Annotated in this window: 15 protein-coding genes; 7 read left to right on the top strand and 8 right to left on the bottom strand. The window is 71.0% G+C overall.

The features are described 5' to 3' along the window. Nucleotides 1–46 precede the first annotated feature (46 nt). On the top strand, nt 47–2,134 hold the full coding sequence (locus ACIBU0_RS02810; RefSeq protein ID WP_398810616.1) for a SpoIIE family protein phosphatase: 2,088 nt from the start codon (nt 47–49) through the stop codon (nt 2,132–2,134). A 31-nt stretch (nt 2,135–2,165) separates the two neighbouring features. Next, complete coding sequence (locus ACIBU0_RS02805; RefSeq protein ID WP_398810614.1) at nt 2,166–3,029, top strand: Fpg/Nei family DNA glycosylase; 864 nt, start codon at nt 2,166–2,168, stop codon at nt 3,027–3,029. Between the two features lie 2 nt (nt 3,030–3,031). Here ACIBU0_RS02805 and ACIBU0_RS02800 read toward each other — a convergent pair whose 3' ends face one another. From ACIBU0_RS02800 to ACIBU0_RS02790, 3 genes are all read right to left on the bottom strand, one after another. Continuing rightward, on the bottom strand, nt 3,032–3,685 hold the full coding sequence (locus tag ACIBU0_RS02800; protein WP_398810611.1) for a zf-HC2 domain-containing protein: 654 nt from the start codon (nt 3,683–3,685) through the stop codon (nt 3,032–3,034). Between the two features lie 151 nt (nt 3,686–3,836). Then, a complete protein-coding gene (locus ACIBU0_RS02795; RefSeq protein ID WP_398810609.1) occupies nt 3,837–4,352 on the bottom strand; it encodes a hypothetical protein in 516 nt (171 codons plus the stop codon). A 146-nt stretch (nt 4,353–4,498) separates the two neighbouring features. After that, nucleotides 4,499–5,047 (bottom strand): sigma-70 family RNA polymerase sigma factor, encoded by a 549-nt coding sequence (locus tag ACIBU0_RS02790; RefSeq protein ID WP_398810606.1) that lies wholly within the window; start codon nt 5,045–5,047, stop codon nt 4,499–4,501. A 211-nt stretch (nt 5,048–5,258) separates the two neighbouring features. Between ACIBU0_RS02790 and ACIBU0_RS02785 the strand changes: the two genes are divergently transcribed. Further along, entirely contained in the window at nt 5,259–6,404 is a 1,146-nt protein-coding gene (locus tag ACIBU0_RS02785; protein ID WP_398810603.1) for a CapA family protein, read from the top strand. A 12-nt stretch (nt 6,405–6,416) separates the two neighbouring features. On the opposite strand, the gene ACIBU0_RS02780 is transcribed toward ACIBU0_RS02785, so the two are convergent. After that, a complete protein-coding gene (locus tag ACIBU0_RS02780; protein ID WP_398810601.1) occupies nt 6,417–6,890 on the bottom strand; it encodes a MarR family winged helix-turn-helix transcriptional regulator in 474 nt (157 codons plus the stop codon). Between the two features lie 57 nt (nt 6,891–6,947). Between ACIBU0_RS02780 and ACIBU0_RS02775 the strand changes: the two genes are divergently transcribed. After that, on the top strand, nt 6,948–7,763 hold the full coding sequence (locus ACIBU0_RS02775) for an alpha/beta fold hydrolase (protein WP_398810598.1): 816 nt from the start codon (nt 6,948–6,950) through the stop codon (nt 7,761–7,763). Here ACIBU0_RS02775 and ACIBU0_RS02770 read toward each other — a convergent pair. Both ACIBU0_RS02770 and ACIBU0_RS02765 read right to left on the bottom strand, forming a co-directional pair. Continuing rightward, entirely contained in the window at nt 7,760–9,172 is a 1,413-nt protein-coding gene (locus tag ACIBU0_RS02770) for an amino acid permease (protein ID WP_398810595.1), read from the bottom strand. The two genes, ACIBU0_RS02775 and ACIBU0_RS02770, sit on opposite strands and share 4 nt — an antisense overlap. Before the next feature lie 266 nt (nt 9,173–9,438). Then, complete coding sequence (locus tag ACIBU0_RS02765; RefSeq protein WP_398810593.1) at nt 9,439–9,900, bottom strand: universal stress protein; 462 nt, start codon at nt 9,898–9,900, stop codon at nt 9,439–9,441. An 88-nt stretch (nt 9,901–9,988) separates the two neighbouring features. Here ACIBU0_RS02765 and lysX point away from each other — a divergent pair, with 88 nt between their 5' ends. Both lysX and ACIBU0_RS02755 read left to right on the top strand, forming a co-directional pair. Next, nucleotides 9,989–13,267 (top strand): bifunctional lysylphosphatidylglycerol synthetase/lysine--tRNA ligase LysX, encoded by a 3,279-nt coding sequence (gene lysX, locus ACIBU0_RS02760; protein ID WP_398810590.1) that lies wholly within the window; start codon nt 9,989–9,991, stop codon nt 13,265–13,267. Nucleotides 13,268–13,384: 117 nt separating this feature from the next. Further along, complete coding sequence (locus ACIBU0_RS02755) at nt 13,385–14,257, top strand: polysaccharide deacetylase family protein (RefSeq protein WP_398810587.1); 873 nt, start codon at nt 13,385–13,387, stop codon at nt 14,255–14,257. Nucleotides 14,258–14,292: 35 nt separating this feature from the next. On the opposite strand, the gene ACIBU0_RS02750 is transcribed toward ACIBU0_RS02755, so the two are convergent. Beyond that, nucleotides 14,293–14,961 carry a class F sortase gene (locus tag ACIBU0_RS02750; RefSeq protein WP_398810585.1) on the bottom strand — a complete coding sequence of 223 codons (669 nt, stop codon included), beginning with the start codon at nt 14,959–14,961 and terminating at the stop codon, nt 14,293–14,295. 331 nt (nt 14,962–15,292) lie between these two features. Here ACIBU0_RS02750 and ACIBU0_RS02745 point away from each other — a divergent pair, with 331 nt between their 5' ends. Beyond that, on the top strand, nt 15,293–15,796 hold the full coding sequence (locus ACIBU0_RS02745; protein WP_398810583.1) for a hypothetical protein: 504 nt from the start codon (nt 15,293–15,295) through the stop codon (nt 15,794–15,796). A 105-nt stretch (nt 15,797–15,901) separates the two neighbouring features. Here the strand turns inward: ACIBU0_RS02745 and ACIBU0_RS02740 are convergent, their stop codons facing one another. Further along, the gene (locus ACIBU0_RS02740; RefSeq protein ID WP_398810580.1) at nt 15,902–16,411 is read right to left on the bottom strand and encodes a hypothetical protein; all 510 of its coding nucleotides are present in this window, start codon (nt 16,409–16,411) and stop codon (nt 15,902–15,904) included. Between the last annotated feature and the right edge of the window lie 133 nt (nt 16,412–16,544).

The following is a 16,544-nucleotide window of genomic DNA, read 5'->3' as shown; positions in this document are numbered from 1 at the left end:
CGACGCCCCGGTCGAAGAATCCGGCAAATCCTGGCAAGGTGTCCCCATGGTTGATCGGGGTGCGAGCGCCCTGTCACTCCCGGACGACTGGCCCGCCCACCCGGATCCGATCCTGGCGCTCAACCACATGGGCACCTTCGACTGGGACCTGGACAGCGGTCTGTTCCACATGGACGCCCAGGCCCACGAGGTCTTCGACCTGCGCCCCGAGGAGTACGACGGAAACCCCGCGACCCTGGCGATACGGGTGCCGCCGCCGGAGGCCTACCGGCTCGACGGCCTGGTCTCCCAGGCCCTGAAGGACGGCAGCGAGAACTACGGCGCCTACTTCCGCATCCGCTGCCGCAACGGCACGCTGCGCTGGACCCACACCCAGGGCTACATCCGCCGCGACGAGACGGGCCGCCCGCGCCGCATCATCGGCATCGTGCGCGACGCCACCGACGAGCTCGCCGAGAGCGAGGAGCGCCGTGAGCAGGCGGCCGACGACGAGGCCCGCCGGCAGCAGACCAACGTCGTCCAGCTCACCACGGCCGCCCTCGCGCACGCCCGCACCGTCCAGGACGTCATCGACGTCCTCAAGGACACCCACGGCCTGACCCACCTCGGCGCCACCAGCCTGGTCATGGGCCTGGTCGAGGCCGGCCGCATCCGGCTGGTCGCCGAGGGGCCCGCGGGCAGCTTCGTGCCGGGGACCCTGGTCACCCGAATAGACGAGCAGTACCCGATGAGCGAGGTCGTCCGCACCCTCACCCCTCGCTTCATCGAGTCGCCGGAGGAGTTCGCGGACTGCTACCCGGTCCTGTGGCCGCACATCACCGACCTGAACATCACGTCCGCCGCCTACCTGCCGCTGATCGCCCAGGCCCGGCCGATCGGCGCCATCGGCCTGCTCTACAGCGACCGGCGCGGCTTCTCCACCGAGGAGCGCAACGTGCTCGTCGCCCTCGGCAGCAGCATCGCGCAGAGCCTGCAGCGGGCCATGTTCTACGAGCAGGAGAAGGACCTCGCCACCGGTCTGCAGCAGGCCATGCTGCCGCGCACCATCCCCAGCGTGCCGGGCGCCGACGTCGCCGTCCGCTACCGTGCGGCCGGTGCCGCGGGCTCCCTCGGCCGCGACATCGGCGGCGACTGGTACGACCTGATCCCGCTGCCGGGCGGCCGGGTCGGTGCCGTCATCGGCGACGTCCAGGGCCACGACACGCACGCCGCCGCCGTCATGGGCCAGCTGCGGATCGTCCTGCGCGCCTACGCCGCCGAGGGGCACACCCCGGCCACCGTGATGGCCCGCGCCTCCGTGTTCCTGCACGAACTGGACACCGATCGCTTCGCCACCTGCCTGTACGCGGAGGCCGACCTGTCCACCGGCGTCGTGCAGGTGGTCCGTGCCGGCCACATCGACCCGCTGATCCGGGAGCCCGGCGGCGACTGCCGTCGCATCCCGGTCGAGGGCGGGCTGCCGCTCGGACTGTCCGCGGAGTTCGGACGGCTCGAATACCCGGTCGGCACCCTCGAACTGGACTCCGACCACACCCTGCTGCTGTGCACCGACGGCCTGGTCGAACAGCCCGGTGCCGACCTGGACGACGGCATGCAGACCCTCACCGCGCTCATCGCCACCGGCCCGGACGACGTGCGGGACCTCGCCGACCGCCTCATCGACGTGGCCGAGGAACGCGGCGGTGACGACGACGTGGCCCTGCTCCTGCTGCGCCGCCGCGTCCTGGACGCCCCGCAGTCCGGCGGCCGCCTCCAGCAGCATGTCGCCCCCGGCGACCCCGAGGCCCTCACCGGAGCCCGGCACATGATCCGTGCCGCCGTGCGCGCGTGGGGCGCCGAGGACCGGGCCGACGAGATCGAGCTGGTCGCCGACGAACTCATCACCAACGCCCTGATGCACACCGAGGGTTCCGCCATCGTGACCCTGCGGGTCCTCACCGGCTCCGAACGCCGCCTGCGCGTCGAGGTCGAGGACGCCTCCAGCGCCCTGCCACGCCGCCGCGAGGCAGGAGAGTCCGGCGTCTCCGGCCGCGGCCTGCTCCTCGTCGACCTGCTCACGGACGTATGGGGCGTGGAGGCCCGGGGCGGTGGCAAGGCGGTGTGGTGCGAGTTCCTGGTGCCGGAGAGCACCTGAACACAGCTGTCCCCGGTGGCACTCTTGACGTATGCCGGAACTCCCCGAGGTCGAAGCGCTCAAGGACTTCCTCACCGAGCACCTGGTCGGCCACGAGATCGTCCGGGTGCTGCCCGTCGCGATCAGCGTTCTGAAGACGTACGACCCTCCGGTCACGGCCGTCGAGGGCCACGAGGTCACCGCCGTACACCGGTACGGCAAGTTCCTCGACCTCGCCACGGCGGACGGCCCGCACTTCGTGACCCACCTGGCCCGCGCGGGCTGGCTCCACTGGAAGGACCAGCTTCCCAGCGGCATGCCCCGCCCCGGGAAGGGCCCCCTCGCGCTGCGCGTGGCCCTGGAGACCGGCGCGGGCTTCGACCTGACGGAGGCAGGCACGCAGAAGCGGCTCGCGGTGTACGTGGTGGAGGACCCGCAGCAGATTCCGGGCCTGGCCCGGCTCGGACCGGACCCGCTCGCCGACGACTTCGACGAGGCGCGCTTCGCGGCCCTGCTGAAGGACGAGCGCCGCCAGATCAAGGGCGCCCTGCGCGACCAGAGCCTCATCGCCGGGGTCGGCAACGCCTACAGCGACGAGATCCTGCACGCGGCGAAGATGTCCCCGTTCAAGCTGGCCTCATCCTTGACGGCGGACGAGACCGGGCGCCTGTACGAGGCCTTGCGCACCACCCTCACCGAGGCGGTCGCGCGGTCCCATGGTCTGGCGGCGGGACGCCTGAAGGCGGAGAAGAAGAGCGGCCTGCGCGTCCACGGCCGCACCGGCGAGGCATGCCCGGTGTGCGGCGACACCATCCGCGAGGTCTCCTTCAGCGACTCCTCGCTGCAGTACTGCCCGACCTGCCAGACGGGCGGCAAGCCCTTGGCGGACCGCAGGTTGTCCAGACTTCTCAAGTAGCCCTAACGCGGCTGCAGCGTCACCAGATGCTCCCCGCCCGCCGTCCGCACCTCGTAGCGCACGATCTCGTCGGAGTGCATCGCCGAGGCGCCCGTCATGGTGTTCTCCCGGGCGTCGTGGTGGGCGGCGGACCAGCTGGTCACGGTCTCCTCCGAGCCGTCCAGTCCGATGGCGATCAGATGACAGGCGCGCGGACCCGCGCCGTCCTTCACCTTCAGTTCCACCTGGCTGCCGTAGGCCTCGTTCTCGGTCGTGACCTGCGCCCACACACCCGACCGTGCGTCGGTCGCCTCGACGACCTGTACGGCCGCGTCGCCGCCGCCCGCCATCATCGCGACGGCGGGTCCGGCGAGGGCGATCACCACCGAGGCCGCCACGGCGTAGAGCGTGCGCCGGCGCAGGGCGCGATGGCGGGCCGCCACCGCTTCGAGCAGCCGGTTCAGCATCTGCGGGCCGGGCTTGGCCATCGGGTGCACGAACTGGGGCGTCGACCGCCGGTACAGCATCAACTGGCGGGTGACGGGCCCGAACTCGGTCACGTGTGCCGCGCAGCGCGGGCACTCCATGAGGTGGTCCTCGAAGCGGAATGCCTCCGCCTCGTTCAGCACGCCGAGCGCGTACGCGGCGACGTCGCGATGCCTCTCCAGGGACCTCATGCCGAATCCTCGTGCCGTTGGGTGCGGGGTGGGTTACTCCGTGCACCCACTGGTACGCACCAGACAGTCGAATCACTCAAGCCCCGCGCAGAATCGCAACCAGAGGATTCGGAGCGGTCGGCGCCGAGGATTGGTCCGGGGAGAGAAATACTTAAAAAAGGTGGATGGCGAGGTGCCCGAGCGGCAGCCCGAGCTGCCACGCCGGCGTCCACACCTTCGGCCCCTCGTCCTCGCCGACCAGCGCACCGCCGCCCGGCACCGCGTTCAGGTCGGGCGCGAGCAGCTCGGTCTCCTGCAGCCAGCGCCAGGCCGCCTCGGCCAGTTCCAGATCGGGGGCGGGCCCGCCCGACTCGACCGCCTCGGCCGCCAGCCCCGCCATGCGCTCGCGCACCCAGTCCTGCCACGGCTGGTCGTACGCCGTCAGCGACAGCCAGGTCTCCAGCTGGGAGACGACCCGGATGCCGGAGAGCTCGCCGTCGGTGTCGGAGAGGAAGATGGTCAGCGCCAGGGCATCGCGCCCGGCACGGAACTCGAAGGACGTCGGCGGCATCAGATCGCCGGTCCGCAGCAGCTCGTCGGCGATGTACTCGGCGTACAACCACGCCATGGGGACGGTCAGTTCGCCGCCGCCGGTGCCGTCCGTGCTCTCTTGACCTCTGTGCAGCATCCCTTCCTGCCTTCCTCCGGTGAGTGCGTCGCCCGACCCGGGGCCCGTGGACCCTGGCCCAATCCGGAACACGGATGAGGACAGCCGATTACTCAACCGGTGTCTTCAGCAAGGCGCTTTACGGAGGTTTGACTAAGCCGTCGGTTTCACCGCAGGTCGGCCGCGTATCCCGGAAGCACCCTGCGCAGGGCGCGCAGCGCATAGTAAGCGCGGGACTTCACGGTACCGGGCGGAATACCGAGAGTTTCCGCGGCCTCTGCAACACTCGCCCCTTGGAAGTACACGAGCACCAGGACTTCACGGTGCTCGGGAGTGAGTGTCTTCACAGCCTCGCGCACATCGAGCATCTCCGCGGCCCGCTCGGCATGATCGGAGATCACCCGCGCGTTCTCCAGAATCGCGTCCCCGACCTCCGGCGGCCGCGCCTGCCGGGCCCGCCGCGCGTCGATCGCGAGCCGCCGCCCGACGGTCAGCAGCCACGGACGTACGGAGTCGAAGTCGTCCGCGCGCAGCGCCTCGGGATGCTGCCAGGCGCGCACCAGCGTCTCCTGCACGAGGTCCTCGGCGCGCTGCCGGTCGCCGTCGCAGAGCCTGAGCAGCAGCGCGAAGAGGGGCCGGCCGTGCTCGCGCTGCAGCGCGGCGAGCTCGTGCTCGGCGGTCGTCGTGCCGTTCGTGAGGGTGGTTCCGGCCGTCATGGCCGTATCGCATCGCAGGCGGCCCTTGTGGGACAGAGCACACACACGGATCTGCGGCGGACGGTCGATCGCGTCGGCGAACGGTACGACGAACGGTCCCTTCCGCCTATCCGGGGCGCGCCAGACGGGCTAACGGAGGCCGCCTGATTGTTTGCGGCTGCGCCCTGTTTCATACGTATTGGTGGGTAATACGACCACACGGGGTGAGCAGATGATTGCACGCAGTCGACTCGTGGCCCTCGCTCTGACGGCTGTCCTCGCTGCAGGCGCCGCCTGCCAGGCCGACAACCGCAAGGCTCCGGGGCAGGAGGGCCCCTCCGCAGGCCCCCGCGACTTCACGCTCGTCGCCTCCGGCGACATCGTCCCGCACACCCCGGTCATCGACCGTGCGCGCTTCGACGCGGGCGGCTCCGGCTACGACTTCCGCCCGATGCTCGCCGGCGTCGAACCCGTCGTGTCCCGTGCCGATCTGGCGCTGTGCCACATGGAGACCGTCTACGGCGCCGACGGCCAGTACACCGGCTACCCCACCTTCAAATCCCCGCCGGAGGTGGCCCGGGGCGTCGCCGCCACCGGCTACGACGGCTGCTCGACCGCGTCCAACCACAGCCTCGACGACGGAGCCGCCGGCATCCTGCGCACCCTGAACGCCCTTGACGAGGCACGCGTACGCCACGCGGGAACGGCGCGTACCGAGGGTGAGGCCCGCTCGGTGACGGTGCTGCGTGCGGGCCGGGCCAAGGTCGCGCATCTCGCGTACACCTACGGAGTCAACGGCTTTCCACTGCCGCCGGGGCAGCCCTGGGCGGTCAACATGATCGACCGGGACAGGATCCTGGCGGATGCCCGCGCCGCCCGGAAGGCGGGCGCCGACGTCGTCGTCGTCTCGATGCACTGGGGCACCGAATGGCAGGACGCCCCCGACGACATGCAGGTGACCCTCGCCCGCGAGCTCACGGCAGCGAAGACCGGGGACCGCCCCGACATCGACCTGATCCTCGGCACCCATGCCCACGTGCCGCAGGCGTACGAGAAGGTCAACGGCACCTGGGTGGTCTACGGCATGGGGGACCAGGTCGCGGGCGCGATGTACAACGAGCAGGGCGTGCAGGACCCGCGGGGCAACCAGTCCACCCTCGCGCGCTTCACCTTCACTCCGCCGGCCGAGAAGGGCGGTCGCTGGGAGGTGAAGAAGGCCGAGTTCATTCCCCAGTTGTTCGACATCGACGCCGGCCGGGTGGTCAACCTCAACCGGGCCATCGCCCAGGGTGCCGAACTGACCGGGGTGCGGGACCGGATCCGGGACGTCGTGCTGAGCCGGGGGGCGGGGGACGACGGGCTGGTGATGGGCAAGTAGCGCCGCGGGCGGTCAGTCCACGTCCACGTGGTCGAAGGTCTTCAGCATTTCCTTCAGCACGCGCACGCACGCCCGGAGCTCGTCGTCGGTCAGATCCCCGCCGACCTGCCGGTTCAGGGCGTGCTCGCGCGCGAGGATCGCGGTGATGACGGCCTCGCCCTCCTGGGTGATCCGGATCAGCGAGGACCGCTGGTGCGCGGGATTCGGGATGGCCTCGACCCACCCCCTGGCCATCGCGTCGTTGACCATGCGCTGCACGAACTGCCGGGTCAGCGCCATGACCCGGCCCATCTGGGGCACCGTCATGGGCCCGTACCTGTGCAGCAGCGTCAGGACGGAGCGCACGCCGACGGACACCCCCTCGATCTCCTCGCCCTGTTCGAGCTTGCGCAGGCCGCGTCGGTAGAGCGCGCCGATCAGGTCGAACACTTCGCTGATCCGGTCGCCGAGATCGTCGGGGTCGAGGGGCTCGTCGCTGTCCTTCACCGGGCCATCATGACACCTCAGTTGCCAAACTGCTCGGAAGATGACACCTTGGTTGTCATGACAGTTGCTTCTGAACTCAGCTTCTTCGCATCTGCCGACGGGGACATCGCGTACCTCGACACCGGCTCCGGCGATCCCGTGGTCCTGCTCCACTGCGGGTACGTGGACCACCGGTTCTGGGAGCCCCAGATACCGGCCCTCGCCGCCGGACACCGAGTGATCGCCCCGGACACCCGCGGGCACGGATTCTCCGCCAACGCGACCAAGCCGTTCCGGTGGGCCGACGACCTGGCCGACCTGCTGCGCCACCTCGACGCGGGGCCCGCGGTCCTGGTCGGCGTGTCGATGGGCGGAGTGATCGCCACCGACACCCTGCTGGAGTACCCGGAGCTCGTCCGCGCGGTGGTGGTGTGCGGCTCCGCGACCGGGGACTTCCGGTACACGGACCCCTGGAACACGGGGATCCAAGCCGAGTACGCCCGCACGCTGGGCGCCGGTGACGTCGAAGGCTGGCTCAAGGCCTTCCTGAGGGTCCTGCCCGGCCGGCACCGGACCTTCGACGACGTCGATCAGGACATCGCGCCCCGGCTGCGGGACATGGCACTGCACATGATCATGAAGCACACGCCCGGGGAGAAGGACTGGCTCGTCCACTCGACCGACAGCTGGGCCCGCGTACCCGGGATCGATGTCCCGGTGCTCACCGTCAACGGCACGCTGGAGCCCGCCGATCTGCTCGCCGAGGCCGAGCGGCTCAGCCGGTCGGTCCCCGTCGGACGCTCCGTGACCATCGAAGGCGCCGGGCACTACCCGAATCTGGAGCAGCCCGAGACCTTCAACAAGATCCTGCTCGACTTCCTCGGCACCCTCTAACGCCGGGCCAGCGCCGACCGCCGGTACGAGTACCCGAAGTACACGACGAGCCCGAGCGCGAACCACACGGCGAACCGCACCCAGGTCTGCCACTGCAGATACGTGATCAGCCAGATCGAGAAGCCGATCCCCAGGGCCGGCACCACCGGCATCCACGGCGTACGGAAGGTGCGCGGCAGCTCCGGCTGCCGGTAGCGCAGCACGATCACCGCCATGCACACCACCACGAACGCCAACAGGATGCCGATGTTGGTCAGTTCGGCCGCCTCGCCGATCGGCAGGAACCCGGCGATGGCGGCCGACGCCACCCCGACGATCCAGGTCACCCGGGTGGGCACGTGCCGCGTCGGATGCGTCTTCGCGAACCAGCGGGGCAGCAGCCCGTCGCGGCTCATGCTGAACCAGACCCGGGTGACACCCAGCATGAACGTGAACATGACGGTGAGGATGCCGATGATCGCGCCCACCGCGATCACATCCGCGAGCCCGCCGAGCCCCACCGACTTGAACGCCGTCGAGAAGCCGCTCTCCTTGTCGATGTCCTTGTAGTCCTGCATGCCCGTGAGCACCAGACAGGCGGCCACGTACAGGACCATCGAGATCACCAGCGAGTAGATGATCGCCTTCGGCATGTGCCGCTGGGCGTCCTTGGACTCCTCGGCCGCCGTCGACATCGCGTCGTACCCGAAGACCGCGAAGAACACGGTGGCCGCCCCGGTGAACGCCCCGCCGATCCCGTACGGGAAGAACGGGTGGTAGTTCGCCGTGTCGATGTGGAACACGCCCACGGCGATCACCAGCAGCACGACCAGGACCTTCAGGACCACCACCACCGTCTCGAAGCGGGCCGCGTTGCGGATGCCGAGGTTCAGCAGGTAGGCGATGAGCAGGCACAGGAGGGCGGCAAAGAGATCGACCCGGTGTCCGTCCCCGGTACCGGGTGCGCCCAGCATCCAGTTCGGCAGCTCCGCGCCCATGTCCTCGACCAGGAAGCTGAAGTAGCCCGAGATGCCGATCGCGACCACCGCCACGATCGCCGTGTACTCCAACAGCAGGTCCCAGCCGATGAACCAGCCGGCGAACTCGCCGAGCACCGCGTAGCCGTAGGTGTACGCCGATCCCGCCTTCGGGATCAGCCCGGCGAACTCGGCGTACGACAGCGCGGCCGCCGCACTCGCGACACCCGCGATCAGGAAGGAGACGAGGACCGCCGGACCCGCCGTACCGTTGGCGACCGTACCGGCCAAAGTGAAGATGCCCGCCCCGATGATGCCGCCCACGCCGATCGCGGTCAGCTGCCACAGCCCCAACGACCGGTCGAGGCGCGGACCCTCGCCGACCTCCGTCTCCTCGATCTGCTCGATGGGTTTGCGGCGGAGAATGCCCTCGCCCGTCCGGAGCCCGGCCATGCGCCTCACCTCTTCACGTTCGGCAAACGGCTCACAGCGGATGATGATGCTCCGGTTGCGGCCGGGGCGAAAGAGGCCGGACAGGCATGGCGCGGCATCTTCACGGGCCGGGCGACCACCGCCCAACAGGCCGCTGCCGAAAGGGCGTTTGGCGGGAAGAAGGACGGCTCGGAGATCTTCACCGTCTGCCCCGACATCAGGAACGCGGCCGCAACTGGCTGCCCGACGAGTCGACAAGCTCCGCGACCAGGCCGTAGGCACCACGCTCAGGGCACCACGGTCACCGGCCACCGACCGGCCTTGACCAGCCGCACCGCGACCGACCCGACGATCCGGTGCCCGGCCTGCTCCGAGGCGCCCACCACCACGGCGTCGGCCTTCAGGTCGTCCGCCGCCTTCACCAGGCCGTTGTACGGGTCGCCCTGGAAGGTGTGGAACTCCCAGCGGACGTCGAATATCCCCTTGAGCCGCTCGGTCGCGTCCCGGATCTGGGCGATCAGGTCCTCGGCGATCGCGTTGGTGGTCTCCGCGACCGGCGCTCCGAGGGCCGCGCCCGCCGCCATCACCGGCTGCACGTACACGAGGGCGAGCAGCGCGTGCTGCCGCCGGGCGAGGCCCGCGGCGTACGCCGCCGCACGCAGCGAGGAGTCGGAGCCGTCCACCCCGACGACGATGACCTTGGGCCCGTCCGTGCCCCGCTCGAACTGGTGCGAGTGCTGTTCCGTCACGGCACGGAGGCTATCGGAAGCCGCAGGTCCCGACGCCGGTCAGGGCGCTCGACGGGCGAGCGGGCCGAGGGCTTCCTACCCTCGGAACATGAGTGCCACCGTGGAGGCCGCCCCGGCGAAGGACACCGCGGGCCGGACAGGGCCGCCCGGGAACGGCTTTCTCAGCAGGGTGCCGGAGGGCTTCGCGACCTTCTTCGGCGCCCTGGGACTGCTCTGCGCCCTGCTGGCCCTCATACCCCCGCTGCGCCGCGCGCTGCGCCCCGTCGTGCGCGTCCTCGACCAGCTCATCGTGCCGGTCAGCGCCAACCTCGCGTACGCCGTCTTCCTCTTCCTGCTCGCCGCCGCGACCGCGGCCCGCAAGAAGGTCGCCTGGTGGCTGGTCGTCGTCTATCTGGGCCTGCTCGTCCTGACCGACGCCCTCGGCGCGGCCCTCGGCTACTACGCCGACTCCGTCCCGTCCCTCGTCGTGTGCGCCCTCGCCCTGGCCCTGCTGCTCGTCGCCCGCAAGGAGTTCTACGCCGCCTCCCGCCACGGCGCCGTGCGCCGCGCCCTCGGCGTCCTGGCCGTCGGGCTCGTCATCGGCATCCTGGTCGGCTGGGGGCTGGTCGAGCTGTTCCCCGGCACGCTGCCACGCGGCCAGCGCCTGGCGTGGGCCGCCGACCGGGTCTGCGGCGGCCTCGTCTCCGGCACCACCTACGACGGGCGGCCGCCCCGCCCCCTGTACTTCCTGCTCGGCCTGTTCGGCGCGCTCGCCCTGCTCAACGCCGCCGCGACGCTGTTCCGCTCGCAGCGCATGGAGGCCGCCCTGCACGACGACGAGGAGGCCCGCATCCGCGCCCTCCTCAGGGCGTACGGCGACCAGGACTCCCTCGGCTACTTCGCCACCCGGCGCGACAAGGCCGTCGTCTTCTCACCCAGCGGCAAGGCCGCCGTCACCTACCGCGTCGAGGCCGGCGTGTGCCTGGCCAGCGGGGACCCGGTCGGCGACCGGGAGGCCTGGCCGCACGCCATCGCCGGCTGGCTGGAGCTGGCCCGCCGCTACGCCTGGGTGCCCGCCGCGATGGGCGCCTCCGAGGACGGCGCCCGGGCCTACGCGCGCGCCGGACTCGGCGCCCTCCAACTCGGCGACGAGGCGATCCTGCACGTGCCGGACTTCGACCTCGACGGCCGCGACATGCGGGTCACCCGGCAGGCCGTGCACCGTGTCCGCCGCACCGGCGCCCACTGCCGTATCCGCCGCCACGCGGCGCTCACCGAGACCGAGATGGAGGAGGTGATCGGCAAGGCGGACGCCTGGCGCGACACCGAGACCGAACGCGGCTTCTCCATGGCCCTGGACCGCCTCGGTGACCCGGACGACGGCGACTGCCTCCTCGTCGAGGCCCTCGGCGAGAACGGCGAGCTGCTCGCCCTGCTCTCCTTCGTGCCCTGGGGCAGGGACGGCATCTCGCTGGACCTGATGCGCCGTGACCGCGGCGCCCCCAACGGCGTCATGGAGTTCATGGTCGCCGAGCTGTGCGCGGCGGCGCCGAAGACGGGCATCCGCAGGATCTCGCTGAACTTCGCCGTGTTCCGCTCGGTGTTCGAGGAGGGCGCCCGCATCGGCGCCGGACCCGTGCTGCGGCTGTGGCGGCGTCTGCTGCTGTTCTTCTCCAAGTGGTGGCAGCTGGAGGCCCTCTACCGCTCCAACGCCAAGTACCGGCCGCAGTGGTTCCCGCGCTTCCTCTGCTACGGCGAGGCCGCCTCCCTCGCCCGGATCGGCCTCGCCTCCGGCATCGCCGAGGGATTCGTCTCCGTACCGTCGCTGCGCAAACTCCTCAGAAAGGGGCACCCGCGAAACGGGCCGCGTCCCGCGACCACCGAAGGACTGCCCACGCTGGCGGCGCTCGGCCTCGCCGGAGGGGACGAGGCCGGGGCCGCCGGGCCGGATGCGGGCCTGCCCGAGCAGGTCCGCATCCGGCACCACACCCTCGACCGGCTGCGCGCGCAGGGCACCGACCCCTATCCGGTGGGCATCCCGGCCCGCACCCATGCCCTCGCCGACGTCCGCGAGGGTGAGCGGGTCACCGTCGCCGGCCGGGTCATGCTGGTGCGCGACTTCGGCGGCATCGTCTTCGCCGTCCTGCGCGACTGGTCCGGCGACCACCAACTCGCCCTCACCCGCAAGGACACCGGCGCCGGACTCGACCGCTTCACCGCCGACACCGACATCGGCGACCTCATCACCGCCACCGGCCTGGCAGACCGCAGCGAAAAGGGCGAACCGACCGTCTTCGTCACCTCCTGGCAGCTGACGGCCAAGTGCCTGCGCCCCCTGCCCGACAAACGCCGCGGCCTCGCCGACCCCGAGGCCAAGGTCCGCATGCGCTACCTGGACCTGGTCTCCAGCCCCGCCGCTCGCGACGTGGTCCGCGCCCGCTCCACCGCCGTCCAGGCGCTGCGCCAGGGCCTGCTGGAGCGCGGCTTCCTCGAGGTCGAGACGCCGATGCTGCAGCAGATCCACGGCGGCGCCAACGCCCGCCCCTTCCACACCCACATCAACGCCTACGACCTCGACCTGTACCTGCGCATCGCACCCGAGCTGTATCTGAAGCGGCTGTGCGTCGGCGGCCTGGAGAAGGTCTTCGAAATGGGCCGCACCTTCCGCAACGAGGGCGTCTCCTACAAGCACAACCCCGAGTTCACGATGCTGGAGGCCTACCAGGCGTACGCCGACTACGACGTGATGCTCGACCTCACCCGCGAGCTCGTCCAAGGCGCCGCGACCGCCGCCTTCGGGTCGCCGACCGCCCGCAAGGACGGCACGGAGTACGACATCTCCGGGCCGTGGCCGGTCAAGACGGTGTACGGGGCGATCTCCGAGGCGCTGGGGGAGGAGATCGGCCCCGACACCGAGCTGCTCCGGCTGCACCGGCACTGCGACCGCGCGGGCGTGCCGTACACCGCCGACGACGGCCACGGCGACATCGTGCTGGAGATGTACGAGCGCCTCGTCGAGGAGAAGACCCGGCTGCCCACCTTCTACAAGGACTTCCCGACCGACGTCTCCCCGCTCACCCGCCAGCACCGCGAGGACCCCCGCCTCGCCGAGCGCTGGGACCTGGTCGCCTTCGGCACCGAACTCGGCACCGCCTACTCCGAGCTCACCGACCCCGTCGAACAGCGCCGCCGCCTCACCGCCCAGTCCCTGCTCGCCGCCGGAGGAGACCCCGAGGCGATGGAGCTCGACGAGGACTTCCTCGACGCCCTGGAGTACGCCATGCCGCCCACCGGCGGCCTCGGCATCGGCGTCGACCGGCTGGTCATGTTCCTCACCGGCCTGACGATCCGCGAGACCCTGCCGTTCCCGCTGGTACGCCGCCGCTGACACCACGTCACAGGACTTTCGGCAGGCGCAACCGGGGCTGGCCCGCCCGGGCGTTTTCCTGGGGCCGTACCGGTGTCGCCGTGGTGCGACGGTCCCTCGCCGGGCGACTCATCTTTCATGACGAAGGATCAGTCGCTCACCCGTCCGCTCACGCGGCGCCGCGCGCTGCTCGCCGGTGCCATCGCCTCCGGAGCCGCCGGCATCGCGGGCATCGCCGGAGTGATCGCGACGCTCGCGGGCGAGGAGCCGGTCCGGCCCGCCCTCCCGGCCACGGGCCCACAGCCACAGCGTGCGCTCAAGCCCTCCGCCTACCGCCTCCAGCCCCTGACGGGTTACGGCCCGCCCCGGGTGGCGCCCCGCCGGCCCCTGGTACGGCGCGAACCGTTTCTGCGCGTGTCCGGGCGGGGCCGATCCCTCGTGCTGACCTTCGACGACGGGCCCGACGCCCGCTACACCCCGCACATCCTGGACACCCTGCGCGAGTACGACGTGCGGGCCATGTTCTTCGTGTGCGGCGAGATGGTCGCCGAGAACAAGGACCTCATGGCACGGATGGCCGACGAGGGCCATGTCGTCGGCAACCACACCTGGTCCCACCCGCTGCTCACCCGGCTCAGCCGCGCCCGGATCCGCGCCGAGATGGAGCGCACCTGCGACATCATCGACGAGACGTACGGCGAACGCCCCGCCTGGTTCCGCGCGCCCTACGGCGCCTGGAACCGCGCCACCTTCCAACTGGGCGCCGAGCTGGGCATGGAGCCGCTGGCCTGGACCGTCGACACCCTCGACTGGATGAGCCCCGGCACCCGCACGATCGTCCACCGGGTCGAGCACGGCGCCGCCCCCGGCGTCGTGGTGCTCTCGCACGACGCCGGGGGCGACCGCTCCCAGAGCGTCCTGGCCCTGCGCGCCTATCTGCCGCAGCTGCTGGACTCCGGGTATTTCGTCACCGTGCCCGAGCCGAAGCGCACCTGGCGCGAAGGGAAGTAGACGCGCCCGGCTTTCGCCGGCCCGGCGAGGAACGCTCAGCGGACCTCGACCAGGCCGGCGAAAGCGACCACGTTCCCGTCGTAGCCGTTCTGCTTGGAGAAACCGCCGCCGCAGGTGATGACCCGCAATTCGGCGCTCCCTTTGGAGGCGTAGACCCGGTCGCCGGGGAAATTGTTCTTCTCGAACACCTCGACGCCGTACACCTGGAACACGGCCGTCTTTCCGTCCTGCCGGGAGATCTCGACGCGATTTCCCGGCTTGAGCGCGCCGAGACCGTAGAACACGGCGGGGCCCTGACGGTTGTCGACGTGACCGACGACCACCGCCGTGCCCTTCTCGCCGGGAGACGCGGACCCGGTGAACCAGCCCGCCAGATTCGGGTCCTCCGGCGGCGGCGCGCCGACCCAGCCGTCCGTGTCCAGGCCGACCGGGGTCATCGGTGCGTCGACCTGGATCGAGGGGATCCGGACCCGCTCCGGCAGGGAGTACGGCAGCGGCTGCAGGGCACCGGCGAAGGCGCTGCCACGCACCTGGCGGCCGTTGTCGGCGGCGGCCGCCGGCGCGGGCTGCGGCGGCCCCACGTCGAACTCGCCCGAGCCATTGCGAACGAGTGCGAGACCGGTCAGCAGAACAAGCGCTATCACGCCCCAAGGTGCGCGCTGCCTGCGCCGCTCCTCCTCTTCGGCCACCTCGGACCCGTACATTCGACTTTCCCCTCTCGACGCGGCCGTCGCCGCGTCATTCGCGCATACGAAAACGCTAAGTCCGGCGCGCGCAACCGGCGACGGGGCGGATGCGAACGGGTGGCCCGAACTCTTGCGGTGCGCCATCCGAGTTGCCACCGGCCGGAAAATTCTGACGGTGTGTGACCTGCGGCAATTCCGATTGTGGGCTCATCGGTCGGCGTGTCCTCTCACCAGGACGGACCATCGCCGAAATGCGGCCACGCGCAGGGCATCTGAGGGTCTTTCTGGGAGGCGCTTTCTCGCCGATCGACCGGGGACGGGTCCCGGGGCGTCTTCCGCGGAGGATCACATGCGTAGAACTCGTGCCCTGGCGGCGGTCGCCACCGCGGTCGCCGCTCTCGGACTCGCCGCCCCGGCGGCCACCGCCCGGGACGGCATGCCGCCCGTCGGACCGAGCAACATCGTCGCGCTGCCCAGCGTCATCGCGCGCGGCGGTCAGTTGACCATCACCGTCGACGGCTGCCCGCAAGGCGGCACCGCGACCTCGGACGCGTTCCCCGCCACGACGCTGACCCCCGTACCGGGCGGCAGCACGGCCCGGGGCACCGCGACGATCGACCGCAACGCGAAGCCGGGTTCGCACAGCATCACGGTCCACTGCACCGGCGCCGGCCGGCCCCTGACCCACCCGAACGCCTTCACCGTCATCGGCGGCGTCCGCGGCGGCCTCGGCGGCAGCAGTTCCACGGGTGCGACGCCGACCGACATGGCCATCGGAGGTGGGCTCATTGCCGTGGCCGTCGTCGGTGGCGGGGTCTTCTGGATGCGGCGCCGGGCGGAGAAGCGGATCTGAGCCGCTGCTCGTCTTCGGATCGGACAGGTCGCACGTTCACCGGCCTTCGCCCCGGCCCCCTTCGAGGGGATCCGGGGCGAAGCTCTGTCTGCAGGGCCGGTGCCGTCAGGCGCCGTCCCCCTCCTCGCCGGTGCGGCGCCGGGAGAGGTGGTACGCGGTCCCGAGCGAGGCCGCGATGAACGCGGCGCCGAGGCCGATCTGCTTCAGGTTCAGGTCGGCCAGGCTGCCGCCGTCACCCGCCTGCACACCCTTCTCCCAGTGCGGAGGTGTCACGTGCCGGCCGCCCGCGATGGTCAGGTCGACGTCCTGCCAGAAAGTGCCGCAGTGGAACGACACCTCGTACACGGCACCCGGTTTGGCGTCCCAGTCGACCACGGCCCTGGCCGACGTACGCCCGCGGGGGATGATGACCGTGTCGAAGACCCCCGACGAGACGCTGACGCTCTGCTCGCAGCCCGTCGTGTGCAGCGTGACCTGCCCACCGGGGGCGATGGTGGAGGGCAGCACATCCACCTGGAAGACTTCGGTGTCCCCGCGGGCCTGGGCGGTGGGGGCGGTCAGGGCGAGGGCGCCGGCGCCCAGCAGTGCGGCGGCGGCGACGCGTATCGCGCGCATGGTGTTTCCTCCGGGTCCCCGAGGAGCAGCTGCGGACCTTTTCCGCGTGCGCCTGACATGCACCTCGATGATCGGAACGCTAAGAAGGCGCGCACACCCGCGCGATCGCTGTCGTACGAATGGGGCAATCGTG

Origin of the sequence: Streptomyces sp. NPDC049627 (genome assembly GCF_044465645.1) — a bacterium.
In the GTDB taxonomy this organism is placed as follows: Bacteria; Actinomycetota; Actinomycetes; order Streptomycetales; family Streptomycetaceae; genus Streptomyces.
The sequence above is the reverse complement of the archived record's forward strand: the minus strand, read 5'-3'. Positions and strand labels throughout refer to the sequence as shown.